At 69.1% G+C, this 23,934-nt stretch carries 20 protein-coding genes and 1 pseudogene; 7 read left to right on the top strand and 14 right to left on the bottom strand.

The features are described from left to right. The first annotated feature begins 100 nt into the window (after positions 1 to 100). Positions 101 to 2,809: an excinuclease ABC subunit UvrA gene (locus tag BW971_RS12945; RefSeq protein ID WP_076480163.1), complete on the top strand. Its 2,709-nt coding sequence runs from the start codon at positions 101 to 103 to the stop codon at positions 2,807 to 2,809. Positions 2,810 to 2,890: 81 nt separating this feature from the next. After that, positions 2,891 to 4,147: an SLC13 family permease gene (locus tag BW971_RS12940; RefSeq protein WP_076480161.1), complete on the top strand. Its 1,257-nt coding sequence runs from the start codon at positions 2,891 to 2,893 to the stop codon at positions 4,145 to 4,147. A gap of 17 nt (positions 4,148 to 4,164) precedes the next feature. Here the strand turns inward: BW971_RS12940 and BW971_RS12935 are convergent. From BW971_RS12935 to cobC, 4 genes and pseudogenes are all read right to left on the bottom strand, one after another. Beyond that, positions 4,165 to 4,857 (bottom strand): annotated as a pseudogene (locus BW971_RS12935) (histidine phosphatase family protein); the annotation flags it as partial. Between the two features lie 28 nt (positions 4,858 to 4,885). After that, positions 4,886 to 5,623: a zinc ribbon domain-containing protein gene (locus BW971_RS12930; RefSeq protein ID WP_076480159.1), complete on the bottom strand. Its 738-nt coding sequence runs from the start codon at positions 5,621 to 5,623 to the stop codon at positions 4,886 to 4,888. Then, positions 5,620 to 6,798: a Nif3-like dinuclear metal center hexameric protein gene (locus BW971_RS12925; protein WP_083709903.1), complete on the bottom strand. Its 1,179-nt coding sequence runs from the start codon at positions 6,796 to 6,798 to the stop codon at positions 5,620 to 5,622. The genes BW971_RS12930 and BW971_RS12925 overlap by 4 nt, the downstream gene beginning before the upstream one ends. Next, on the bottom strand, positions 6,795 to 7,868 hold the full coding sequence (cobC, locus tag BW971_RS12920) for an Rv2231c family histidinol phosphate aminotransferase CobC (protein ID WP_076480157.1): 1,074 nt from the start codon (positions 7,866 to 7,868) through the stop codon (positions 6,795 to 6,797). The genes BW971_RS12925 and cobC overlap by 4 nt, the downstream gene beginning before the upstream one ends. Positions 7,869 to 7,898: 30 nt before the next feature. Here cobC and BW971_RS12915 point away from each other — a divergent pair, with 30 nt between their 5' ends. Further along, positions 7,899 to 8,594, top strand: a complete 696-nt coding sequence (locus tag BW971_RS12915) for an HAD hydrolase-like protein (RefSeq protein ID WP_143690340.1) — start codon at positions 7,899 to 7,901, stop codon at positions 8,592 to 8,594. Further along, positions 8,587 to 9,066, top strand: a complete 480-nt coding sequence (locus tag BW971_RS12910; protein ID WP_076480155.1) for a low molecular weight protein-tyrosine-phosphatase — start codon at positions 8,587 to 8,589, stop codon at positions 9,064 to 9,066. Before BW971_RS12915 ends, BW971_RS12910 begins: the two co-directional genes overlap by 8 nt. A 46-nt stretch (positions 9,067 to 9,112) precedes the next feature. Here BW971_RS12910 and BW971_RS12905 read toward each other — a convergent pair whose 3' ends face one another. Next, entirely contained in the window at positions 9,113 to 10,129 is a 1,017-nt protein-coding gene (locus BW971_RS12905; RefSeq protein WP_076480153.1) for a zinc-binding metallopeptidase family protein, read from the bottom strand. Positions 10,130 to 10,284: 155 nt separating this feature from the next. Here BW971_RS12905 and BW971_RS12900 point away from each other — a divergent pair, with 155 nt between their 5' ends. Next, positions 10,285 to 11,232 carry an SURF1 family cytochrome oxidase biogenesis protein gene (locus BW971_RS12900; protein ID WP_076480151.1) on the top strand — a complete coding sequence of 316 codons (948 nt, stop codon included), beginning with the start codon at positions 10,285 to 10,287 and terminating at the stop codon, positions 11,230 to 11,232. Here the strand turns inward: BW971_RS12900 and BW971_RS12895 are convergent. After that, the gene (locus tag BW971_RS12895; RefSeq protein WP_234974398.1) at positions 11,144 to 12,103 is read right to left on the bottom strand and encodes a cobalamin biosynthesis protein; all 960 of its coding nucleotides are present in this window, start codon (positions 12,101 to 12,103) and stop codon (positions 11,144 to 11,146) included. The genes BW971_RS12900 and BW971_RS12895 overlap by 89 nt on opposite strands. A gap of 70 nt (positions 12,104 to 12,173) precedes the next feature. Here BW971_RS12895 and BW971_RS12890 point away from each other — a divergent pair, with 70 nt between their 5' ends. Together BW971_RS12890 and BW971_RS12885 are read left to right on the top strand one after the other, a co-directional pair. Beyond that, entirely contained in the window at positions 12,174 to 13,034 is an 861-nt protein-coding gene (locus tag BW971_RS12890; protein ID WP_076480147.1) for a spermidine synthase, read from the top strand. 74 nt (positions 13,035 to 13,108) lie between these two features. Beyond that, positions 13,109 to 13,954, top strand: a complete 846-nt coding sequence (locus BW971_RS12885) for a TY-Chap domain-containing protein (RefSeq protein ID WP_076480145.1) — start codon at positions 13,109 to 13,111, stop codon at positions 13,952 to 13,954. Between the two features lie 22 nt (positions 13,955 to 13,976). Here the strand turns inward: BW971_RS12885 and BW971_RS12880 are convergent, their stop codons facing one another. From BW971_RS12880 to BW971_RS12845, 8 genes are all read right to left on the bottom strand, one after another. Then, entirely contained in the window at positions 13,977 to 17,363 is a 3,387-nt protein-coding gene (locus tag BW971_RS12880; RefSeq protein ID WP_076480143.1) for a DEAD/DEAH box helicase, read from the bottom strand. A 38-nt stretch (positions 17,364 to 17,401) separates the two neighbouring features. After that, complete coding sequence (locus tag BW971_RS12875) at positions 17,402 to 17,998, bottom strand: SAM-dependent methyltransferase (protein WP_234974390.1); 597 nt, start codon at positions 17,996 to 17,998, stop codon at positions 17,402 to 17,404. A 3-nt stretch (positions 17,999 to 18,001) separates the two neighbouring features. Next, positions 18,002 to 18,775: a PIG-L deacetylase family protein gene (locus tag BW971_RS12870; protein ID WP_076480141.1), complete on the bottom strand. Its 774-nt coding sequence runs from the start codon at positions 18,773 to 18,775 to the stop codon at positions 18,002 to 18,004. After that, positions 18,772 to 19,731, bottom strand: coding sequence for an acyl-CoA dehydrogenase family protein (locus tag BW971_RS12865; protein WP_076480140.1), 960 nt, complete (start codon positions 19,729 to 19,731; stop codon positions 18,772 to 18,774). The genes BW971_RS12870 and BW971_RS12865 overlap by 4 nt, the downstream gene beginning before the upstream one ends. Next, positions 19,728 to 20,411, bottom strand: coding sequence for a glycosyltransferase family 2 protein (locus tag BW971_RS12860; protein ID WP_076480298.1), 684 nt, complete (start codon positions 20,409 to 20,411; stop codon positions 19,728 to 19,730). Before BW971_RS12860 ends, BW971_RS12865 begins: the two co-directional genes overlap by 4 nt. 41 nt (positions 20,412 to 20,452) lie before the next feature. Further along, positions 20,453 to 21,970, bottom strand: a complete 1,518-nt coding sequence (locus tag BW971_RS12855) for a catalase (protein ID WP_076480296.1) — start codon at positions 21,968 to 21,970, stop codon at positions 20,453 to 20,455. Between the two features lie 97 nt (positions 21,971 to 22,067). Then, positions 22,068 to 22,841 carry an ABC transporter permease gene (locus BW971_RS12850; protein WP_076480138.1) on the bottom strand — a complete coding sequence of 258 codons (774 nt, stop codon included), beginning with the start codon at positions 22,839 to 22,841 and terminating at the stop codon, positions 22,068 to 22,070. Positions 22,842 to 22,868: 27 nt separating this feature from the next. Next, positions 22,869 to 23,879, bottom strand: coding sequence for an ABC transporter ATP-binding protein (locus BW971_RS12845; RefSeq protein ID WP_076480294.1), 1,011 nt, complete (start codon positions 23,877 to 23,879; stop codon positions 22,869 to 22,871). Between the last annotated feature and the right edge of the window lie 55 nt (positions 23,880 to 23,934).

The following is a 23,934-nucleotide window of genomic DNA, read 5'->3' as shown; positions in this document are numbered from 1 at the left end:
AATGCGCATCGCCGCATGCGTCGGCCCCCTGTTGTGCCGAGGACATGACCATTCGTGCCAACTCCGCGGCGCACCCTCCGGTACGGTTACGGTCGTCGTCATGACATCCCGCAAGTCCAATCGCTCTGCCGCCGAACGCACCTCGTGGCGGGACGGGATCGTGGTCCGCGGTGCACGGCAGAACAACCTGAAAGACGTCGACCTGGACGTTCCTCGGGACGCGTTGGTCGTGTTCACCGGGGTTTCCGGTTCCGGTAAGTCGTCCCTCGCGTTCGGCACCCTGTTCGCCCAATCGCAACGCCGTTATCTGGAATCGGTCGCCCCCTACGCTCGGCGACTCATCGATCAGGTCGGCGTGCCCGATGTCGACGAGGTCGAGGGAATGCCACCCGCGGTGGCCCTGCAGCAGCAGCGCGGCGGCGGTAACGCACGTTCCAGCGTCGCATCGCTGACGACCCTGGGGAGCCTCGTGCGAATGCTGTTTTCGCGTGCCGGCTCATACCCGTCCGGTCAGCCGATGTTGTATGCCGAGGACTTCTCGCCCAACACCGTCGACGGCGCGTGCTCGACCTGCCACGGCATCGGTCGTGTCTTCGAGGTCACCGCGGAACAGATGGTCCCCGACCCGTCGTTGACGATCCGCGAACGAGCGATCGCCTCGTGGCCACCGGCATGGCAGGGTCAGAACCTGCGAGACATCCTCACGTCGATGGGTTACGACGTCGACGTCGCGTGGCGTGACCTACCCCGGGAACAACGTGACTGGATTCTCTTCACCGAGGAGCGTCCCACGGTGCCCGTGTACGCAGGGTTGACCACGGCAGAGACCGCACGCGCTGTCCAGGAGGAGTGGGAACCCAGCTATCAGGGCACATTCGTCGGAGCCCGTCGGTATGTGTTGGATACATTTGCGACCACCAAGAGCACCATCGTGAAGAAGCGCGTGTCACAGTTCGTGTCCAGCGGCGTGTGCCCGGAATGTCACGGCAAGCGGCTCAAGCCGGAAGCGTTGAGCGTGACCTTCGAGGGTATGGACATCGCGGAATTCACCGCTCTGCCCACCGGACAGCTCTCCGAGCTGGCCGAATCCGTACTCGCACAGGACTGGGTACCCGCCGACCGGGAGCCCGGGCATGTGCTGGATCGGGCGAAACGTCAGGCCGCGACGCGCAGGCGTGTCGCGGCCGGCGGATCGGCCCACGGCTCGGCACCCGACGTCCGGCGTACGGTCAACATGTCGGAGGAGAAGGTCGCCGCCGCACGCCGGCTGATCGAGGACCTGCACGAGCGGTTGCAGCCCATCATCGACCTCGGGTTGGGCTATCTGTCGCTGAGCCGCAGCACACCCACCCTGTCCGGTGGCGAACTGCAACGCCTTCGACTGGCAACCCAGTTGTCGTCCAAACTCTTCGGTGTCGCATACGTGCTCGACGAGCCGTCCGCCGGACTGCATCCGCGTGATCTCGACGCCCTGCTGGGCATTCTGCGGGGGCTGCGGGAACGCGGGAACAGCGTCCTCGTCGTCGAGCACTCACTGTCTGTCATCGCCGAGGCCGACTGGTTGGTCGACATCGGCCCCGCCGCCGGTGAACACGGCGGTCGAGTCCTGTACAGCGGCCTGCCCGCCGGGTTGCGATCCGTCGAGGAATCGATGACCCGACGCTATCTGTTCGCGCCGAACGCACCCGTCGGCCGCACACCGCGCGAACCGACCGGGTACCTCGGTCTGCACGACGTGTCCCGCAACAACCTGCGCGACGTCTCGGTCCGGATCGGCCTGGGCTGCCTGACCGCCGTCACGGGGATCTCCGGGTCGGGAAAGTCCAGCCTGGTCAGCCAAGCCCTGCCCACCCTGGTCGATGCCGCACTCGGCCGCGGAGACCACGCGGGGAGGCTCGACGACACCGAGTCCCCGGACGACGCGGATGTGTTGCTGGCCGGGGACCACGGATCGGTACACGGCCACGCCGTAGTGGAGCCGGGCGCTGTTCGACGTGTGGTGACCATCGACCAGAAGCCGATCGGCCGGACACCCAGATCCAACGTCGCGACCTACACCGGCCTGTTCGACAACGTGCGACGATTGTTCGCTGCGACCCCGATGGCGCGGCGGAGAAAGTACACGGCGAGCCGGTTCTCGTTCAACGTCGCCGCGGGGCGCTGCCCGACATGTGAGGGCGAGGGTTCGGTCATGGTCGAGTTGCTCTTCCTCCCGAGCGTGTACACACCGTGCCCGGACTGCCACGGGACCAGGTACCAGTCCCGCACGCTCGAGGTCACCTGGCACCGACGCAATGTCGCCGAGGTCCTGGCCATGAGTGTCGACGAGGCCCGCGACTTCTTTCGCGACGAAGACGACATCGAGCGCACGTTGCGCGTCCTGCAGGAGGTCGGGCTGGGGTACCTGAAGCTGGGTCAGCCGGCACCCGAACTGTCCGGTGGCGAAGCGCAGCGCGTCAAACTCGCCTCCGAACTGCAACGGGCTCATCGCGGGGACACCCTCTACGTTCTCGACGAACCCACGGCAGGTCTGCATCCCTCCGACGCCGACCGGCTCATGGATCACCTGCAGGGCCTCGTGGATGCCGGGAACACCGTGGTCATGGTCGAACTCGACATGCGCATCGTCGCCCATGCGGATCGTGTCATCGACATCGGTCCCGGTGCCGGTACCGACGGTGGTCGCATCGTGGCCGACGGCACCCCCGAACACGTCGCCGCACACACCACCAGCGTCAGTGCCCCGTACCTGCGGACGGCGATCGCCTCGCACATGGTCGGCTCGCCCGCAGGGATCTCCACGGAGTAGCTGATCGAGCGGACCGCGCGGGACCATGGAGAGCGGTGTGGGTTCGGAAACCCTCTCGGAACGGGCCATTAGAGTTGTCGCGTGGATCTCCTGTCGGTCGCGCTGATCGTCGCGGCCGTCGGGTTCGCCGCCTGGCGCCCCCGAGGTCTGCCAGAACCCACCGTGGCCGTGCCCGCCGCGCTGCTGTTGATCGCGATCGGTGCGGTCAGTTTGTCACGTACGACCGACGAGCTGCGCACCCTGCTGCCCACGGTGGTGTTCCTGGCCGCCCTACTGGTCATCGCGCACTGTTGTGCCACCCTCGGGGTGTTCGACTGGCTGGGTCTGCGGATGGCACGGACGGCCCGCGGGGACGCGTCGCGCTGGTTCCTGTTGGCGTATCTGGCCGCCGCTGCGACCACGGCGGCGTTGAGCCTCGATGCCACGGTGCTGCTGTTGACCCCGGTGCTGCTGACCACCTCGCGTGCGTTGGGCGTCTCCGCGGCACCGACCGGATACGCGGCGGTCGGTTTGGCCAACTCCGCATCGACCCTGCTGCCGGTGTCCAACCTCACCAACCTGCTGGCCTTCACCGCCACCGGGTTGGGCTTCCTGCAGTTCACCACGGTAATGGCAGTGCCGTGGGTGGCGACCCTGCTGGTGCAGTACGTCGGATACCGGATCGCCTTCCGACACGACCTCCGATCGTCGTCGCGGCCGGAGGTGGCCGATGCCGGGTCCACATCCGGCTCCGCGGCCGCGCCGAAGGCGGCGTTGGTGTGCCTCATTGCGATCCTGATCGGCTTCGGGGTGTCGTCGCTGGTGCATGTGGAGCCGGTCGTGTTCGCGGTGATCGGTGCGGTGGTGTTGGCCGCATTGGCGCTGATCCGTCGACGGACGTCGGCTGCGGCGGTACTCGTGTCGACCCAGCCCATGTTCCTGGTCTTCGTCGGCGCGTTGGCGGTCTTGGTCGCGGCCATCGCCGACGGCGGTGTCGGACACTGGCTGTCGGGTCTGCTGCCCACCGACACGGGGCTGCTCGACCTACTCGTCGTCGCGGCGATCTCGGCGGTGGTCGCGAACGTGGTCAACAACATCCCGGCCACGCTGCTGCTGATGGCGGCGGTCGGCGTGACGGCACCACCGGCCATCCTGCTGGCCGTGTTGTTGGGGGTGAACATCGGCCCCAATCTGACCTACACCGGGTCGTTGGCCAACCTGCTGTGGCGCACGGTGCTGCGCGACAACGGGGAGGAACCCTCGGTCACCCGGTTCACCGTGTTGGGGGTGCTCACCGTCCCGGTGTGTCTGGTGACCGCGACGATCGCACTCGCGGTGATGTGCGACGTGGTGCTCTGACCGTCCGGCCGTCGATCTCAGCTCGACTGCAGGTGATGGGTGTCCTGCAGGTGGTGGGTGTCGTTGACCAACCGCACCGACGCGCCACCGTCGGGGTACAGGTCGGCGATGCTCAACGAGGCCAGGTCGAGGTGCAGCCGGAACAGCAGCGACGGTCCCACTTCCAGTGCCGCGCGCAGCATCGTCTTGATCGGGGTGACGTGCGAGACCACCACGACGCTGCCCGGCCCGTGGTGGGCGACGATCCGTGCCTGCGCGTCGCGGACCCGGACGTCGACGTCGGCGAAACTCTCGCCGTCCGGCGCGGGCACGGTGATGTCGCCCAGCCATCGTCGGTGCAGTTCGGGGTCGGCCTCGGCCGCCTCGCGGAAGGTCAGTCCCTCCCACCGACCGAAGTCGGTCTCGGTGAACCCGTCGTCGGTCCCGACCGGCAGCCCGAGGCGGTCGGCGGCGGCCTTCGCTGTCGCCTGCGCCCGGGCCAGCGGCGATGACACCACCGCGACGATGTCCGGGATGCCCGCGATCCGCTCGGCGGCCCACTCGGCCTGCCGGGCGCCGAGGTCGGTCAGTTCCGGGTTGCCCCGTCCGGAGTACCGACGCTGTACCGACAGCGCGGTCTGACCGTGTCGCAGCAGCAACAGTCGGGTGGGCCGGCCCGACACCGCCGTCCAGCCCGGCCCGGCCGACGGGGTCTGCGTGACGCGGGTCACCGGCCCCGTCCCTCATGGGCGCCGTCCGTCACAGGCCCGACTCCGCGGTGCGTACCAGGATCGCGCCGCACTCGTCGCAGCGCACCACCTCGTCGGCGGGTGCCTTGGCGATGCGGGCGATGGTGCCGCGGTCGAGTTCCATCCGGCAGGCGCCGCAGGTTCGAGCGCGGAGCAATCCGGCGCCGATCCGACCTCTGTCGTGTTGGGAGCGGTACACCGTCAGCAGTTCCGGCTGCGTGGACGCCTCGAGTTCGTCACGATGCCGCTGCCGGGACGTCAGCTGCTCCTCGACGTCACCGAGCGCGATCAGCCGACGCTGCTCGACGTCGGCGATCCGTTCTGCGAGATGGCTCAGAGTCGCCGCGACCCGCTGCTGTTCGGCCTCCACCGCCTCCTGCTGTTCGAGTAGTTCCAGCAGTTCGTCCTCGACCACACCGCGTCGGCGCTCCAGGCTGGAGAGCTCGTGTTGCAGCTCGGAGAGCGCCTTGGCAGGCAACGCGCCGGAGGTGAGGCGCTCGGTGTCCTTGGTCTCGCGCAACCGCAGAGTGGCGACGTCGTTCTCCAGCCTGCTGATCTCCCGTTGCAGGTCCTCGGCCGCGATCTCCGCGCGTACCTGATCGTCGCGGTGGGTCGACTCCTGCTCGCGTAGCTCGTCCAATTCGGCGTTCTCCGGCAGGTTCGCCGACCGGTACCGCAGCCGATTCACCTCCGCATCGACCTCCGCGAGGTCGAGCACTACACGCTGGTCGCCGGGATCGGCTCTCATCTGACGTCCTTCTCTCGGGTCGTGCTGTGGTCGTCGACCCCGACGGCGTTTCCACCGCGGTGCAGGGTGAACGGGTCGGTCGGGGTGGTCGTCACCGCGACCTCTAGGTCGTCGAATGCCGCGATGAGGAGGTCGGCAGCCTGTCGGCACCACGGGAACTCGGTGGCCCAGTGCCCGGCGTCGACCAGGGCGGGTCCACCGGCGCGCAGGTCGTCGTCGACCGGGTGGTGACGCAAATCGCCGGTGACGTAGACGTCCACCCCCGCACGCGCGGCCGCGCCGATCAGGGAATCCCCGGCACCGCCGCAGACGGCGACCCGGGCCACCACCCGGTCGGGGTCACCCGCGGCGCGGATCCCCACCGGCGCCGTCGGCAGACGATCGGCGACCAGGTCGACGAACGACCGCAACGTCATCGGGGCGTCGAGGCTGCCCACCCGGCCCAACCCGGTGTCACCGTCGGGGGTCACCGGTTCCAGCACGTCGTAGGCCGGTTCCTCGTAGGGGTGTGCGGCGTGCAGTGCCGCGCGCAGGCGTCCGCGCAGGGCGACGGCGGCGACGAACTCGACGCGGTGCTCGGGCAGTACGGTGATCTCCCCGACCGCCCCGACGGCCGGGTCGGCGCCGCTCATCGGCAGGAACTGCCCGGTCCCGACCACACGCCAGGCGCAACGGCTGTAGTCGCCGATGTGCCCGGCACCCGCCGCGAACATCGCGTCGAGAACCCGGTCGGCGTCGGCCTCGGGGACGAACACCGACCACTTGTCCATTCCCGGCGCGGCCTGCGGGTCCAGTGGACCGTCGACCCGTACACCGAGGAGCGCGGCGAGGGCGTCGGAGACCCCGGGGTTGGCCGAATCCGCGTTGGTGTGCGCGGTGTACAGCGCACACCCGCCCCGGATCAGCCGATGGACCAGCACACCCTTCGGGGTGTCGGCGGCGACACTGTCCACCCCGCGCAGCAACAGCGGGTGGTGCGCGACGATCAGTTGCACCCCGGTGCGCAACGCCTCGTCGACCACGGCCTCCGTGGCGTCGACGCACACCAGCACCCGGGTCACCCGATCGTCGGGGTCACCGCAGACCAGACCCACCGAATCCCAGCTCTCGGCCAGTGCGGGCGGATATCTCTCGTCGAGCAGGTCGACAACCGACCGCACCCTCACCCCGGTCATCCGGCGGCTCTCCCTTCATCCGACGTCCCGATGTCCCGCAGCGCCCGCACCAACGTCGCCACCGCGCCGGCCTCGCGGACCGCGAGCCGCAGGTGATCGGCGTCGAGACCACGGAAGCTGGCACAGCCCCGGACCGCGATACCGCGATCGGCGAGGCCGCGCTTGTACCGCACGCCGTCGGGCACCCGCACCAGCACGAAAGGTCCCGCGGGTTCGACGCAGACGACGATCCCGACGTCACGTAACGCGGTGACGAGGTGATCGCGTTCCGCGGCCATCGTCCTGGCCTGGTCGTGGGCGTAGGCAACACCCCTGGGCTGCGCACAGCTGTGCAGCGCGGCGAGTTGCAGGGTGCCCAACGGCCAATGCGGGCGCACCGCAGCCAGCTTCGAGAGCAGGTCTGCCGGACCCAGCAGGTAACCGGCGCGCAACCCGGGCAGCGCGAACGTCTTGGTGATGCTGCGGATGACCAGCACGTCGGGGTGGCGTACCGCGGCCACCGATTCCGCCTCGCCCAGCACCATATCCGCGAACGCCTCGTCGACCACGACGATGCGGCCCGGTCGACGCAGCGCCTCGATGTCGCGACGTGGGTGCAGCACGGATGTCGGGTTGGTGGGATTGCCCACGATCACCATGTCGGCGTCGTCGGGCACCGCGGCCGGATCCAGACGCCAGCCGTCGCCGGTGGGTACCTGCACCACCGGCACCCCGGCGGCGCGCAGCACTCGTTCCGGTTCGGTGAAGCTGGGCTGGATCAGCGCGCACGACCGGGGTGCCAATGTCGGCAACAGGGCGAATCCCTCCGCGGCGCCGGCCAGTGGCAACACCTCGTCGGACGGTCGCCGATGGCGCTCGGCGAGAGCGTCGCTCGCGGCCCGCGCGTCGTCGGCGGCGGGGTACCGACCGAGGTCGACGAGACGATCACGCAGGTCGTCGAGCAACCAGTCCGGTGTGCCACCACGAACGTTCACCGCGAAGTCGAGCAATCCCGGAACCGCGTCGACGTCACCGTGGTGAGCCAGGTCGAGGTCAGGTCGCATCGCGACGCCTGCGCTGCCCGGTTTCATAACCGTCGAGCCTACGGGCAGGATGAGATCGTGGAATCGACCCCTGAGACCCTCCCCACGACGGACGCCGTCGAGGCGGACCCCGCCGCCGCCGACACCGTGTTGCTCTTCGACCTCGACGGCACCATCACCGATTCGTTCACCGGGATTGCCCGCAGCTTCCGCCACGCCCTCGCCGAGGTCGGTGCCGACGAACCCGACCCGGAGGTGGTGCGCGGTATCGCCGGTCCACCGATGATGGACACCCTGCACGCACTGGGCCTCGACGGCGACACCGCGGAGGCCGCCATGACCGCCTACCGCACGCGCTACGTGAACGAGGGCTGGTTGGAGAACGCCGTCTACCCGGGGATGGCGGAACTGCTCGACGACCTGAGCGCGGCCGGTCGCACCATCGCGGTGGCGACCTCCAAGAACCAGGTCACCGCGCGCGCCATCCTCGACCACTTCGGGTTGTCACATCACTTCGCCTACATCGCCGGCGCGTCGGACGACTCCAGCAGGCGCCACAAGTCCGATGTCATCGCCCACGCGTTGCGGTGCGTCCCCGCCGACCCGGCACATGCGGTGATGATCGGCGACCGGTCCCACGACGTCGGCGGCGCCGCTCGATTCGGCATCCCGACGGTCCTGGTCGATTGGGGTTACGCTCTCGACGGAGAAGCCGACGGCGCACGCTGGGTCGTCGGAACCGTGTCAGACCTGAGGGAGTTGCTCGGTGCCTGAGCCCCTGCACATCACCTTCGTCTGCAGCGGCAACATCTGTCGCTCGCCGATGGCGCAGAACATCTTCCGCACCGCTGTCCGAAATGCCGGTCTCGGCGACCAGGTGCGCGTGGACAGTTGCGCGATCGGTCCGTGGCACGTCGGCGACCCGGCCGACGAACGAGCCCGTGCCGAACTCCTGCGCGCCGGGTACCCCGACCAGCACACCGCAGCCCAACTCGGACCCGAACACGATGACGCGGATCTGTTCGTGGCCATGGATTCCGGCCACCTCGCGGCGCTGCAGCGCAAACGGGTGGGCGATCGGGCGATGTTGCTGCGCGGCTTCGACCCCGACGCCGACGATCTCGAGGTCGCCGACCCGTACTACGGCTCCCCCGACGACTTCGTCACCGTCCGCGAACAGATCGAGTCGGCAGTCCCCGGGCTGCTCGCCTGGGTACGCGACAGGTTGCCGTCCGAAGTGCGTTGACCGGGCCGGGGTCCGCCGACCGCACTCCGTCGAGCCGGCGCGAGGCTCAGCCGTCGTAGGGACTGACCAACGAGTGCACGAAGCGCATCTTCTCCAACACCTTCGCGGGTAACACGAACGGGTACAGGTCCTTGTGCCCCATCGACCGGTTGATCTGATTCAGGGCCCACGAGAGCGGCAACCACCATTCGATGATCCGGTCGAACCCCACGTCACCCGCGAGCGGTGCCTCGAGCACCGCCCCTGCCGGGGCCATCCCGAACGCCGCTGCGGTGTCCAGGGTGTCGCGGATGTGCAGGTAGTGCGCGAACGTCTCGGCCCAGTCCTCGGCCGGGTGCATCGTCGCGTACGACGACACGTGGTCACGGCGCCAGTTGTCGGGTGGACCGTCGTTGTAATGGCGGTCCAGCGCCGCCTGATAGTCGGTGTCCGGGTCGCCGAACAGCTCCTCGAACCGCGCCCGATGCTCGCCGGTACCGACCAGCACCATCTGGTAGAAGTGGCCGATCTCGTGACGGAAATGCCCGAGCAGGGTGCGGTACGGCTCGTCCATCGACACCCGCAGCTGCTCACGGTGGACGTCGTCACCCTCGGCGAGATCGAGGGTGATCACGCCGTTGGCGTGACCGGTGATCACCGGATGGTCCTTGCTGGACAGCAGGTCGAAGGCCAACCCGAATCCGGAGTCGGTGTCCTCCTTGCCGAAGATGGGCAATCCGAGTTCGTCGAGTTCCAGGATCACCCGCCGTTTGGCCTTCTCGGCACCGATGAAGGCCTGTCTGGCGTCGGTGTCGTTGTCGTTGGGTCGGGTCCGGGTCAGACGGCAGCTCTCGCAGAGGCTCGGCAGGCCCGCGCCCTGCTCGATCACCCAGTTGCATCCGGCGATCAGGTTGTTGGCGCACCGGGTGACGGTGACACCGTCGATCTCCGTGTGTTCACCGTCACCGAGGATGACGAAGTCGCGGCTGGGCAGGTGAAAACCCAGGGCGCTGTGGCAGTGCAGGCAGAGCGTGTTCTCGAACGACAACTGCTGACCACACTTGCGGCATACGAAGTCACGCATCGCCGGTGATGTCCCATCGCTGAAGGCAGTGCGACGGGGAATCCCGCGCTGCCCCCAGGCTATCCGTCGACGCACATGCGACCTCACGTCGGTGGGGGGGTCGCCGGGATGACGCGGGTCGCCGCAGACGGGCGTGGACTGGGTACCGTGAGAACGTGCGCGTACTACGAGGATTTCTGCGCCCCGGATGGGTGGCGCTGGCGATCGTCGTCGTCGGTTTCGCGGTGGGCTGTTTCTGGGTGCTCGCCCCGTGGCAGCTGGGCAAGAATTCCCGCACCGACGCGCGCAACGCGCAGATCCGCACCGCGTTGTCGGAGTCGACCATCCCGATCACGGATCTGGGATCCGATCCGATGACCTCGCGCAACGACTGGCGCGAGGTGTCGCTCCAGGGCCGGTTCCTGCCCGACAAACAGGTCGTGGTGCGGTTGCGATCGGTGTCGGACAGTCCCGCCTTCGAAGTGCTCACCCCGTTCCGGACCGCGCAGGCCACCTATCTGATCAACCGCGGTTACGTGCGACCCGACGTGGGCACCCGGTTGCCCGTCATCGCGGCCGCCCCCACCGACCCGATGACGGTTCGGGCGCGGATCCAGAGCGCCGAGGGCACCGCGCCCGGCCGCGGTCCGCGCGTCGACTCCGGGGTGCTGCAGGTCTACACCATCGATCCGGTCGCGGTGAGTGCCGCCGCCGACGTGCCCCTGGCTCCGGGGTACCTGCAGATGTCCACCGGTCAGGTGGGCAGTCTCGGTGAGATCCCGGTCCCCCAGCTCGACTCGGGGCCGTATCTGTCCTACGGGTTGCAGTGGTTGGCGTTCGGCGTGATGGCGCCGTTGGGGCTCGGGTACTTCGTGGTCGCCGAGGTACGTCAGCGTCGGGCGGCGGCCGCCGCGCAGGCCGATCCGGGAGCTGCACATCCGGCGCGGGCCATGCCGCGACCCGGCGGGCGCGCCGCGAAACAGGCGCGGGCCTCACTCACCGCGGCGTCCACCGGCTCGGCTCGAGAGTCCCGGGTCAGCGGAACCGTCGGCAGCGGGAGCGGCGCCGTCGGGATCGGCGACGACTCGGTGCGCGCGAAACTCGCCAACCGCTACGGCGACTGACCGCGAGCCCCACCCCGACGAGCACGGACGCGGTCTGCACCCGCCGTGACAACGCGATCGCGGCACGCAGATCGAGGACCGTCGGCACCTGCCCGTCGCCGAGTACCGGACGTTCCTCGACCCGGTGCGGATAGACCGTGGTGCCGCCCAACCGGATCCCCAGCGCGCCCGCGCAGGTGGCCTCCGCAACGCCGGCGTTGGGGCTGGGGTGCCGGGCCGCGTCCGCCCGCCAGGCGCGCAGTGCGCCCGCGCGGTCCGGCGCCAGCAGCACGGTCAGCAGACCGGTCAGTCGGGCGGGCAGCAGATTCGCCGCGTCGTCGGTGCGAGCGGCGGCCCACCCGAACCGTTCGTAGCGTGCGCTGTGATGGCCGACCATCGCGTCGAGGGTGTTGACCATCCGGTATGCCAGGACGGCGGGGGCGCCCCCCAGTGCCGCCCAGAACAGCGGTGCGACGGTCGCGTCGGAGGTGTTCTCGGCGATTGACTCGATCGCTGCCCGCACCAGGCCGGTCTCGTCGAGCGCGCGCGGGTCGCGACCGCACAGGCTGGGGATGAGCGTCCGCGCGCCGTCGACGTCCCCGCGTTCCAACCGGGTGGCGAGGTCGTCGCCGACGTCGCACAGGCTGCTGCCACCCAGCGCGATCCAGGTGCTCACCGCCGTCGCAGACAGCGGTGCACACCGGTCGGCCGCCATCCCGACCGCCCAGACCGGTGCCACACAGCAGGCGGTGAACAATGACCCCGTCGGCCTCGAGTCCCGGTACAACCGCCGTTCCAACGCGGCGGCCGCTGTCCCCATCCCCGCCACCGGATGCCCCCGGCGGGGGTCGCCGACCACGCGATCGGCCAGGTAACCGGCCACGAGACCCATCACGGCGGCCGAACGGGTTCGGTGGGCGCGGGTGACGGACACGGATGAGACGGTATCGGCCGGACGTGCCATGCTCTGCGGAGTGTCCCGCCGTCGCGATCCCCGCCGCGCTCATGACGAGCAATCCCGCGGCACGAGCCCCGATCCACCTCCCGGAGTGCACCGCATCGATTCGGGAACCTGCGAACTGGTCGCGGACCGGTTCAGCGGTGGCTGGATGCTGTTGGTCAACGGCGTGGAGAGCTCGCACATCGACCCCGATCATCCGGATGCGCTGGAATTCGAGTACATGCGGTGGATGGCGAACCTGATCCACGACCGGTTCCCGTCCGACGGCCGGATGCGGGCGGTACACCTCGGCGGTGCCGGGTGCGCCTTGGCCCGTCACCTCGACGCCACCTACCCGCAGGCACGGCAGGTGGCGGTGGAGATCGATGCCGAACTGGCCCGGCTGGTCCGGGAATGGTTCGACCTGCCGCGCGCACCCCGACTGCGGATCCGGGTCGGCGACGCCGCGCAGGTGACCGCCGAGCTCACCGCCCACGGTCGCGAGGTGATCGTCCGCGACGTCTTCACCGGCGCGGTCACCCCCCGGCCGCTGATCACCCGGGATTTCACCCGCCGGGTGCACGACGTTCTCGTCCCGGGCGGGCTGTACCTGGTCAACTGCGGTGACCACCGCGACCTGCGACTCGCGCGCGCCGAGATCGCGACCATCGGATCGGTGTTCGGCGAGGTGGTGGTGGTCGCCGATGGCGCGATGCTCAAGGGCAGGCGCTACGGCAATGTCGTGATCGCGGGCAGCGACACCCCGTTCGGTGATCTGGCGACCGTTGCCCGACTGCTGCGGTCGGATCCGATGCCCGCCCAGATCCTGGACGACGCGACCGCCCGCCGGTTCGCCGGGTCGGCCACACCGATATCCGACTGATCGCGGAGGCGGAGGTCCGTGTCGGACCCCCTCGATACGGTGCGCCCACAGCCCGCCCGTCGAGAGGATCACCCATGGTGCCGAGTTCCACCCTGTTCGACCGTCGCCTGCGCGCGGCGTGGGCCGAACACCGCGCGCACCTCACCGAACTCGTCGCCGCGATGGGACCGGGTGACGAGTACGTCGCCCGGTACGGCGACCACCGTCTGACCGTGGCGCACAGGTCACCGGGCTCGGTGCGGATCGAGGTCCGGGCACGCGACCTCGACCGGCAGGGCGAGCGGCTGCTGCGCACCTGCGGCCTCGTCCCGAACGGTGTCGGGGTGTGGCATGCAGACCGCCGGGCCCGCGTCGCCGACCGGATCGCGCGGACGGTGGTGACCCTGCTGCACGACGTGTTCGGCGTGGTGCACCCGGGCTTCCTCGAACGACTCGACAGCGCGGAGGCTGGTACCCGTTCGGCGGTATGTCATCCGGTGCCCACGTCGCCGGGACGAGTCGACACCGACGCGGGGACCCGGCGGACGGTGGTGGACACCGTGTCGGCGACCGTGGCCGAGGTCCTCGGTCATCTGCCCCCAGTGGACGCCGACGGCGACCTGGTACTCGACCACCCCGCCTTCCCGTCGTATGTGGGGGTGTCCCGGTCCGGGCGCACCGTCAGCTTCTTCTGGGTGTACCCGGATGCGGCACCCGACCGCGAGGCGGTCGCCGACGTCGCGCTGACCATGTCCACCCGATGGCCGGACATCCGGTTGACGTTGTGGGGTGATGCCGTGGTGGCGGTCCAGCGGTTGGAGACCACGGAACCGTCGCGCGCGAATGTGCTGCACGCACTGCAGAAATGGCGACGGTTCATCGGTGTGGGGTGTGCGGACGTGTGCGCGGCGCTCGGTGGTCTGCCCCGCAACGTGGGGTGAGACGCACCACCGGCGTGGACGGTCAGTCCGACAGCAGGGCACGCACGTCGTCGGGTGAGACGGCCTCGTCGAACCGTTCGGCGCCGTGCAGCACGGCGTCGAACAGTTCCTGTTTGCGCTCCTGCAGGGCGATCACCTTCTCCTCCACGGTGTCCGCGGACACCAACCGGTAGACGGTGACCGCCCGCCGCTGGCCGATGCGGTGGGTGCGGTCGACGGCCTGGGCCTCGGTGGCCGGGTTCCACCAGGGGTCGCAGATGAAGCAGTAGTCGGCCTCGGTGAGGTTCAGTCCGAAGCCACCCGCCTTCAGGCTGATGAGGAACACGCGGGTCTCGCCACTGCGCAGTCGGGCCACCTCGGCGTCGCGACGGCGGGACGACATGGACCCGTCGAGGTACCCGTACCCGATATCCTCGGCGTCCAACCGGTCGCGTAGCAGCGCCAGGAACCCGGTGAACTGGCTGAACACCAGCGCGCTGTGCCCTTCGGCGACCAGCTCCGGTAACCGTCGCACCAGATGATCGATCTTGGCCGACGGGACGCCATCGGCCGCGGGATCCACCAGACCCGCGTGCAGACTCAGTTGTCGCATCGTGGTCAACGAGCGGAAGATCGCGAAGCGGTGCCGCTCCCACTCGCCCAGCAACCCGAGTACCTGTTGCCGTTCCCGGGCCAGTCGGACGTCGTAGCGGCGGCGGTGTGTCGGTGCCAACCGGAGCCGGACCACCTGTTCCTGCTTCTCCGGCAGGTCGTCGACCACCTCGGATTTGGTGCGGCGCAACAGGAAGGGCCGGATACGGCGCCGCAAGGCGTGCAGTCGGTTGGGGTCGGTCCCGGATTCGACCGGTTTGCGGTACTGCTCGTAGAAGTACTTGGCCGACCCCAGCAGACCGGGCGCGACGATCGCCGTCAACGCCCAGAGTTCCATCAGACTGTTCTCCAGCGGGGTACCCGTGATGGCCAGGGTGAAGGCCACGTCGAGCCGCCGCGCGCACTGATGCACCTTCGCGTTGTGGTTCTTCACGAACTGCGCCTCGTCCAGGATCAACCCCGCCCAGTGCTGGTCCGCATAAGCGGCGAAGTCGATGCGGAACAGTGCGTAGGAGGTCACCACCACGTCGGCACCGGCGATGCGGTCGACCAACGCAGCGCGACCGGCGGCCTCGGTCGAGGTGATCGCGACCGAGGTCAGATCCGGCGTGACCCGAGCACACTCGGACACCCAGTTGCTCACCACACTGGTCGGTGCGACCACCAGGAAGGGTGCGCTGGCCGAACCGTCGCCACGGGCCCTGGCGATCAGGGCCAGGGTCTGGATTGTCTTGCCCAGTCCCATGTCGTCGGCGAGTATGCCACCGATCTGGTTGTCCCACAGCATCGCCAACCAGTCCAGCCCGGTCCGCTGGTACGGCCGCAGATCCACCGTCAGTTGCTCGGGCACCGCCACCGGGGCCGGTGGTGCGGCGAGGGCGACGACGTTGTCGCGCCATCGCCGAATCTGCGCGTCGACCACGCCGAGCTCGAACAGTTCCGCCCACAGCCCCGCGTCGGCGTACCGGCCCACCGTGGTGCTCGTGGCGGTCACGTCACCGAGGGTCTCGGCCTCCTCCAACAACGCGGCGAGCTTCTGCACCTCGGGGGTGTCGATACGGAAATAGGTGCGAGCCGGGGTGAGCATGTGTGTTGCGCCCTTGGCCAGTTGGCCGATGACGTCGGCGACGGCCACCGCGTGCCCGTCCACGTCGAGAACGACGTCCAGGTCGTGCCAGTCGGCGTCGGGGGCGTCGGCCGGGCGTACCGCGGTGGTGGTGCCGTCATGAGTGAAACGGATACCAGGGTCTGTCGCGGCGTAACGGAAGTCGGGCAGATCTCCCACCACCTCGATCTCCACGTCGGCGCTCTCTCGCAGTTCCGGCAGCATCTCGACCACCAGTCGCGCCGCCTCCACCTCGGTGAGCGCCACCGGCCCGCGCAACAACCGCGGGTCCACCAGGGAGGCGGCGTGTGCGGGGTTGCGGGCGGTACGCAGCAGCTGCGCGTCGTGTTGGCCCGCCGGGTCACCCGCCCGCATGCGCTGCTGGGCCAGCGCGATCATCCGCACCGGCCAACCGGAAGCGATGGCGATGACCTCGACGGCGGTCTTCTTCGCCCGCTCCCAGGCGTTCTCCTCGGCGACCTCATCACGGATTGCGCCGGTGACCGGGTGGTCGGGGTGGAAGTCCACCGGCGAATCGTTCACCCGGTACCGCATTCGCCAGTCCACCCGGTACGGCTCGGATTCCAGGTGCAACGCCAGCACCGGGACAGGCCCGGTGACCTCGGGCGGACCGAATTCGGTGTTGTCGTATCGGGTCGGCACCCGCGCGGTGATGCGTGGGAGGGTCTCGGCCACGAACCGGGGCACGTCGGCTCCCGGCACCCGGACCACCTTGTCCGCGGCGAACATGGCGGCCAGCGCCGGCGCCGGACGCGGTGACAGCGTCGCGATGACCACCCGCGTCCCGTCGTAGACCTGGACCGCAGCGGGTGTCGGGGTGCCGAGCAGGGCACCGGCGCCCGGTGCCACCGGCGAGCCGTCGACGAGCAGTTCGGTCCGCACGGTCACGTCGGCCGGACCGTCGTCGGGGCTGTCCACACCCACCACGGACACGGTCAGGGTGGCCACGCCCGCGGTGTGGACGGCCGGGCCATCACCGTCGGGCAGCAGTCGCACCTGGGCGGACACCACGGTGGCGAATGCCTCCCAGAACGATTCGGACGTCCGACTCAACGACGTCCACGACCGTGCGTCGCCTCCGTCGTCGACGACCACCCGGGCGAGATCGCGCAGCGCGTGCAACCGGGTGGCGTCTGCACCGGCGCGGATCTCCTCGGGATCCATCGACAACAGCGTGGACCAGGACAGGTCCGCGGCCTCCCGTCCGTCCGACCACACCAGAGTCGGCCGGACCGACACCGAGGCGCCGCCCGCGGCCCGCGGATCCGACAGCACCCGGGCGAACAGGGCCGGGGTTGCCTCGGTGTCGGACACGGAATCGTCGTCGTCGGTCACCAGCGCCGCCAGTTCGGTCTCCCAGCCGGCAGGTGCGGGTACCGCACCGTCGTCGACGAGGGTGCGCAGCGACAGCGCGACGGCGGCTCCGTGCACGCAGAAACGGCGCTGCGGGCAGGTGCACCGTGTCCCCGAGATCCGCCACAGGTCACCGACAGCACGGAACCGCACCGACGTCTGCCGGATCACCTCGGCGGAGTCGGCGCACTGGGCCTCCGCCACGATGGTCCGTGGGTTCCAGCTGACCCCGTGAACGCGTCCGGAACGCGCGTAGTCGGCCCCCTCCGTCACCGTCTCCGACGCGAACGGCGGATGCAACCGATCGGGCACGATGAGATGAGCCCAGTCCGCCAGCACGCACCCACTCTAGTGAGCGGCACCGACATCGCCGCCGGTCACACCAGTCCCCCGTCCGCGGCCACCGACGGTGTCTGTGGGTGGATCAACACGTCGGCGCGCAGGTCGGCGTCCTGGTAGGTCGCGGCCACCGCCAACCCGCCGGCGGTCAGAGTGTCGTGTACCTGATCCCCGGTCAGCGGGTACTCGGCGACCGGATGGCGCCAGTGCACCGCGATCACCGCGCCGCCGGCCGCCAACGCCACCGGCAACCAGTCCACGGTGGCGGCCAGCTGATCGGCCGACGCGTAGTAGAGCACCTCGCTGAGCACGATGAGGTCGAACGGGCCCGCGGGTCGGTCGGCGAAGAAGTCCGTCACCCGGATGTGTACGCGGTCACCGAACGATCGCACCCGCTCGGCGGCGAGCTCCGCGGCGCGGGGCTCGAGTTCGAGACACAGCAGCCCGTCGCATCGGCGGGCCAGCTCGGCACTGAGCACCCCGATGGAACTGCCGATCTCCAGGCCGCGGCCATAGCGCGAGCGCGGCAGCAACGCGGTGGTCAGTGCCACCTTGCGGTGCTCGTACCAGCGGTCGGTGAACCCCCACGGGTCGTCGTGATCGTGGTACATCTTGCGGAAGTAGTCGGGGTCCACGACTCAGACCACCACGGTCTCGGTGGTGCGCAGATGCCGCGCCAGCACCGCAGGTGGCAACACCACCCGGTCGGCCGGATGCGAGGACAGCGGGGCGATCTGGGTACGGAACCGCCGTAGCGCGGAGCTCTTGGCTCGTCGGTGCGCCTCAGACAGCGGCAGCCTGCGCAACCGCGACACGGGCAGCGCGGGGTCGCCAGGAGTGGCCCAGTGCCACATCCAGATCGGATAACGGATCAATGGGATCCCGCATCGGTCCGCGGTCTCGACAGACGCGTCGCCCACCACCTCGTGGTCGGGGTGGCCGTCGTGCTCCCACACCGACACCAGCAGCGTGGCGGTGACCGGTCCCTCACGCACCACGTCGGTGAGCACCTCGACCAGTCGTCCGCGACACTGCCCCAGACCGCCGTCGGGCAGCCCCGTCCATCGGACGTCGGTGACACCGAGAACACCTGCGGCGTCGATCAGTTCGTGATGCCGGAGCGCTCCGAGCTCGGGCGGTGTGTACGTCGGCGACCCGGGATGCGATCCGGCCCCGTCGGACATGCAGACCACGGTGACCGGAACACCGCGGGCGGCCATGGCGGCCATCAGTCCGCCTGCACCGAGGACCTCGTCGTCGGGGTGCGCACCCGCCACCACCACCCTGCGCGGAGTCATCACGTCGAGTTCGGCGAGCTGTCCGGACGGGGTGGCGAACCATTGCTGCCAGACCTCCTCCGGGGTGCCCTCGATCGACGCCGCGGCCAACCGTGAGCGTGCGTCCGCGCTCACAGAACCGGACCCGGCTCGGTCCCCGCGACCACCCGGCCGAGGTCGACCAGGTCGCGGACGCCGTGCGATTGGCGTAGATACACCGTCAGATCGGCGACGCGGGCGGCGTGGGCGGCATCGGTGACCAGGGGTCCCGGACCGAGCGCTTCCCCCACCTCGGCGGTCACGGCGCCGGCGACCTGCTCGACCACCCAGCGCGTGCGCATCGCGGTCCGGCGGGCGACCGCCACCGAGCGCGGGTCGGCATCGATGACGGCGGCGGCATCGCGCAACGCGGCGGCACCGGTCGCCAACCAGGCGTCCACGCAACCCAGCTGGGCCAGCAGGATCGGGTCGGGGTCGGCGGTCACCCGGGATCGCAACCGGTCCGCGACACCGGTCGCGCCGCCCAGCCAACAGGCCGCCACACCCACGCCTCCGTGCCAGAACCCGGGTCGCCGCAGGTAGTCGTCGGCCCCACCGACCGGTGTGCCGGGCACGCCGTCGAAGTGCACCTTTCGGGTGTCGGTTCGGCTCATACCCGCGGCATGCCAGCTCGTCTCACCGACACCGATCCCGGCATGCGCGAGGTCGACGGCGAACAGCGGTCGGGTGTCGCCCACCCGAGCGGTGACCAATGCGTGGGTCGCCGAGGAGGCCGCGGAGCACCACGGTTTTGTCCCACACAGTGTCCAACGGCCGCCGTTGCGGCGCGCGGTGAGCAACGGAGAGGGTGGTTCCGCCGCCCACACCCCCCACAGCTGGTCGTCGCCGACGACCGGACCGTCGAGCTCCGCCGCGATGACGACCGCGTCGAGATGGGCTTCGAGGACTCGCCCGACCGGGATGTCATCGCGGGTGTGCTCGGCGAGGTAACGGAACCGCTCGACGGTCGCCCCGGAGCCGGGCCGCGGAACCCACGTACCCGGCCGCTCGGCTCCGAGGATCGCCCGCGCAGCCTTTCCGGCGTCGGTCACGCGGGCCGGCCGATCTCGTCCTCCGCAAGCGACTGCAGGTATCCGGCGAATCCGCCGGGCGCACGTCCGTCGCTGCGGGTGGAGGTGCGCACCGGGATCCCACCCGACCACTCGAGCCGCGCACCGTGATCGACCAGTCGGGTGACCAGGTCCACGTCCTCGTGCGCGACGAGACCACGGAACCCACCGATGGCGCGGTAGACGGACGCGGCGACACCGAGGTTGGCGCCGTGCACGTGGCGATGACCGTCGCGAGCGTGGTAGTCGTCGCGAAACCGGCGGGCCACCGCTGGTGGCCAGTCGGACCAGTCGTCCGGTTCGACGGTGCCGATCACGGCGTCGACACCCGTCGCCGCGTGCCGCAGATGCGTTGTCAGCCAGTCGGCCGGGACCCGGGAGTCTCCGTCGGTGGTGGCGAACCAGGTGTGTTCCGACGACGGCACCGCCGCGAACCCCCGTGCCCGCGCGACCCCGACGTTGCGGTCATCGATCTGCACCAGTCGTACCGTCGGCGGCACCACGGTCACCGTGTCGTCGGTGCAGGCGTCGGCGACCACCACCACCTGCACCGGCACCTGCGCCACGGCATCCGCTGCACCGGCCACCGACGCCAGACATCCGCCCAACTGCCCGGCCTCGTCGTGCGCCGGTATCACCACCACGATGTCACTGACCCGCACGATCACTCACCCGCGCTCTCGGCCGATGAGCGACCACGGCATCAGACCTTTGCCCGCATCGACGACCGCGCCGGGTTGGCCTGCTCGTCGGCTTTCGGGTCCCCTTCGTCCTGCTTCTCGGCGACGTCTGCCTTGATGCGCGCACCCAGGTCGGGGTCGATGCGGTGCCAGTACTCGTAGGCCCGCTCCAGCACCGGGTCGGTGACACCGTTGAGCAGATGCCCCACCACGTTGTCCACGAGTCGAGTACGCGCCGCGTCGTCCAACACCTCGCGGACGAGAGTTCCGGCCTGACCCCAGTCGTCGTCTGCGGGGTGGTCGACGTAGGCGGTCCGGACGATGTCACCGTCGGCCGCCCACTGCGGCTCGTGCTGGCCACCGAAGGTCGCGGCAGGCCCTCCCTTGGAGTTGGGTGCGTACACCGGGTCGGATACCGGGGTGATGCGCATGCCACCGTCCTTGGAATACGAGTGCACTTCGTTGCGCGGTGCGTTCACCGGGATCTGCTTGTAGTTGACCCCCAGTCGCGCTCGGTGGGCGTCGGCGTAGGAGAACACGCGACCGAGCAACATCCGGTCCGGACTGAACCCGATTCCGGGCACGGTGTTGTTGGGCTCGAACGCCAACTGCTCGATCTGGGCGTGGTTGTCGGTGGCGTTGGTGTGCAGCGTGAACCTACCGACCTCGCGCAGCGGGTAGTCGGCGTGCGGCCACACCTTGGTCAGGTCGAACGGGTTGAACCGGTAGCTGATCGCGTCGTCATACGGCATCAACTGAACCTTCAGGGTCCAACTCGGAAAATGCCCCGCAGCAATGGATTCGAACAGATCACGGGTGTGGAAGTCGGTGTCTGCCGACGCCATCTGGTCACCTTCGTCCTGGGTGAGGAACTCCAGACCCTGATCGGTGTGGAAATGGTACTTCACCCACGTCTTCACCCCCTGGGCGTTGACCCACAGATAGGTGTGTGAGCTGTAGCCGTTCATGTGCCGCCAGGTCTTCGGAATTCCGCGGTCACCCATCAACCAGGTGACCTGATGCGCCGACTCCGGGGACAGCGTCCAGAAGTCCCACTGCATGTCGTGGTCACGCAGATTGTTGTCGGCGCGGCGCTTCTGCGAACGGATGAAGTGCTGGAACTTCAACGGGTCCTTGACGAAGAAGACCGGCGTGTTGTTGCCGACCATGTCGTAGATGCCCTCGGTGGTGTAGAACTTCAGCGCGAAACCGCGGGGGTCGCGCCAGGTGTCTGGGCTGCCCCGCTCCCCCGCGACGGTCGAGAACCGTGCCGCCATCTCGGTTGTGACTCCTGGCTGCAGGAACGCCGCGGACGTCACGTCGGAGACGTCGGCGGTGGTCTCGAAGGTGCCGAAGGCGCCGCTGCCCTTGGCGTGCGGTTGGCGTTCCGGGATGCGTTCCCGGTTGAACTGCGCCATCTGCTCGATCAGGTAATGGTCGTGCAGGACGATCGGGCCGCTCGCGCCGACGGTCAGCGAATGCTCGTCACTGTCCGCTGGGGCACCGGAATCACGTGTGGTGAAAAAAGGACTGTCAGACATCATGCCTCCCATGGGCAACTCGCGAATCGCGAGCGTCTCACCCCCTGGGGCTGCAGGGGTCGTCGGTTCGAGTCTAGACACCGCCGACGTCGCAGTGTCAACGAACGCCCGCGCCCACCTTGCGCACGCCGACCACGATGCCCACCACCGCGACGACGAGTGCGGCGAACGCACCCTTGCCGACCGAGCCGTCGGTGAGGTGACCGGCGAACAGCGACCGCTCGGCGGTGACCACGTAGGCCAACGGGTTGACGTCTACCAACAGCCGCATCCACCGTGGCGCGTTGTCCAGCGGCAACATGGTCCCGGAGAGGATCAGCATGGGGAACATCAGCGTCTGCTGGACGGTCCAGAACATCCAGTCCTGATTGCGGACCGTCAACGCCAGCGTGTACGAAAGTGCGCCGAGACCGATTCCGAAGAGGCCCAGGATGAGGATGCCGATGGCCGCACCGGCCAGGTCGATGCCGAAACCCAGGGGAAGGCCGATGAGCAGGATCACCACCGCCTGCGCGGCCAGCGGCACCATCTCCTTGAGCGCCCGGCCGATCAGCAGCGCACTACGCGACAGCGGGGTCACCAGCATCCGCTCGTGACTGCCCTGTTGCATCTCGGCCAGCAGGTTGGATCCGGTCATCGACGTACCGAAGATCGCGATCATCGCCAGCACGCCAGGGATGAACCAATTCCACACGTTGCCTGCGGTGTCGGCACCGGGCACGCCGTCGAGCAGCGGACCGAACAGCGCCAGCAGGATCAACGGTTGGATGAGGCTGAAGATCACGGTGAACGGGTCACGGACGGTGGGCCGCAGTTCACGGACCATGACCAATGACGAGTCGCGGACGACGGCGGGGGCGGAAACGGACATCGGTTTCTCCTGTGGTCGATGGAAATATCAGGCGGCGGTGGCGGATTCGCGCAGACTACGGCCGGTGAGGCCGAGGAACACGTCGTCGAGGGTGGGGTGTGTGGCCTCGGCTGCGGTGACGGTGATGCCCTGATGGGCGGCGAGGGTGATGAGTTCGGCAAGGAGTTGTCGCGACCGGGTCACCCGTAACGTGACCGTCGCGCCACGCCGGACCACCGCGTCGACCGCTGGGTTGTCTCCGGCGAGGTCTGCCAGAGCGATTGCCGCCGTGTCCTGTTCGACCGTCAGCGCGATCCGGTCACCGGCCAGGTTCGCTTTGAGCGCGGTGGCCGAATCGTCGGCGATCACGGTGCCGTGGTCGATGACCACCACCCGCTCGGCCATCGCGTCTGCCTCGTCGAGGTAGTGGGTGGTCAGGATGATGGTCGCCCCGGTCTGCTCACGCAGACGGCCGATGTGATCCCACAGGTTGGCGCGGCTCTGCGGATCCATGCCGGTGGTCGGCTCGTCGAGAAAGATGATCTCCGGACGATGCACGATGCCCAGGGCGATGTCGAGGCGACGGCGCTGACCTCCGGACAAGGTGCCCACCCGACGGTCGACGAGCTCACCGAGGTCCAGCGCGTCGACGAGTTCAACAGCCCGAGTGACGCTTTCGATCTTGCTCAGGCCGTAGCACCGACCCTGCATGATCAGTTCCTCACGGACGCGCTGGTTGTGCCCGGCGCCGTTGCCCTGACCGACGTAACCGATCCGCCTGCGAACCTCATCGGGCTCGTCGACCACGCTGCGCCCGGCCAGCAGCGCGGTACCAGCGGTGGGCTGGAGCAGGGTGGTGAGCATCCTCAGGGTGGTCGATTTGCCGGCCCCGTTCGGTCCGAGCAATGCGACCAGTTCACCGCGGCGCACCGTGAGGTCGATACCGGCGACCGCCTCGACGATGGTCTTGTGGCGTCGGAAGGTCTTGGTCAGCCCCCGCACCTCGATGACGGGGTCGGCGACGATGCTGCCTGGGTCCACGATCTCACTGATGGTCATCTGCACTCCCGGTCTGTTGTTCTGACGGTGATCACGACGCTAGAAGCAATCGAGG

Origin of the sequence: Williamsia sterculiae, assembly GCF_900156495.1 — a bacterium.
In the GTDB taxonomy this organism is placed as follows: domain Bacteria; phylum Actinomycetota; class Actinomycetes; order Mycobacteriales; family Mycobacteriaceae; genus Williamsia_B; species Williamsia_B sterculiae.
This window is presented reverse-complemented; position numbering and strand designations above follow the sequence as displayed.